The 1,352-nt window shown below is 62.1% G+C and carries 1 protein-coding gene and 1 pseudogene; both read right to left on the bottom strand.

From position 1 onward, the window contains the following. Window positions 1-153: 153 nt before the first annotated feature. Window positions 154-1,251, bottom strand: a pseudogene (locus tag ABT116_RS46735) (acetate kinase); the annotation flags it as partial. Next, window positions 1,248-1,352, bottom strand: a 105-nt coding sequence (locus tag ABT116_RS46740; RefSeq protein WP_502984083.1) for a phosphate acyltransferase, incomplete at its 5' end; no start/stop codon positions are given. The gene ABT116_RS46740 and the pseudogene ABT116_RS46735, both read right to left, overlap by 4 nt.

The raw sequence follows: 1,352 nt of genomic DNA on the forward strand, positions 1-1,352 counted from the left end.
ACCGGATCCAGCGCCTGCCGCCGGTCTGCTCGGCGAACTTCTCGCCCATGCGCGCGTAGTACGCCTCGGGCAGGTAGCGGGCCTCCATCGAGGCAACTCCTCGTTGGTGGGGACCACCAGCACCTCGACGTCCGACGTGGATGCGGAGATACGACGCTCGTCGCGGCTCTTCGCCTCGTTGAGAGCCGGGTCGACCTCGATGCCCAGACGGGAGAGGCCGGCCAGACTGTCGCGTCGTACGTCGATGTTGTTCTCCCCGACGCCACCGGTGAAGGTGATGACGTCGACGCCGCCGAGTTGAACGATGAAGGCGCCGATGTACTTACGCAGCATGTGGACGTAAACGTCGTACGCAAGTTGTGCGTCGTCGTCGCCGCCCTCGATCAGTGCGAGCAGAGCACGAAAATCATTGACTCCCGAAAGCCCCTTCAAACCGGAACGACGATTGAGGAGGTCGTCGATCTCGTCGACCTTCATTCCCGAGTTGCGGTTGAGGTGCAAGATGATGCCTGGGTCGATGTCGCCGCTGCGAGTACCCATGACAAGGCCCTCGAGCGGGGTGAGGCCCATCGTGGTGTCGATGGCCTTGCCGCCCTTGATCGCCGAGGCCGAAGCGCCGTTTCCGAGGTGCAGGACTATCTGATTCAGCTCGGCCGGATCTTTGCCGAGGAAGTCCGCGACTCATCCAGACACGTATTCGTGTGAGGTCCCGTGGAAGCCGTACCGGCGAATCTGGTTGGCCTTGGCCACATCCCGATCTATCGCGTACGTGGACGCTGCGGCAGGCAACGTATGGAAGAACGCCGTGTCGAACACGGCTACGTGCGGAACGTCCGGCAGTTCTTCGCGCGCCACCTCGATACCGATCACGTTGGCCGGATTGTGCAGCGGCGCAAGGTTCGACAGATCCGCGATGGCTTTCACGACGCCGTCGTCGATGAGCGTCGGCGAATAGAAGATGTCGCCGCCGTGCACGACTCGGTGACCGACTGCGATGATTCCTGCCTCGCTCAGCGGCCGTCCGACCTCGGCGACGATGTCGAGCACCATCTTCAGACCAGCGCGGTGATCGGCGATCGGAAGGCTTCGGTCTTCGACTCCGGTGCGGTGGTTGTAGACGATGTGGCCGTCTGGTTCACCGATGCGCTCGATGAGGCCGTGCGCCACCGATTCCGCTGTATCCGGATGAACGAGTTGAAATTTGATGGATGACGAGCCGGAATTGATGACCAGTACGGTGCCGTCGCTCACGCTTGCGCTCCCTGTGCCTGAATTGCCGTGATAGCCACGGTGTTGACGATGTCCTGGACCAACGCTCCACGCGAGAGGTCGTTGACCGGCTTGTTCAGTCC

The sequence above is a fragment of the Streptomyces sp. NPDC002130 genome (assembly GCF_040296465.1).
Classification (GTDB): domain Bacteria; phylum Actinomycetota; class Actinomycetes; order Streptomycetales; family Streptomycetaceae; genus Streptomyces.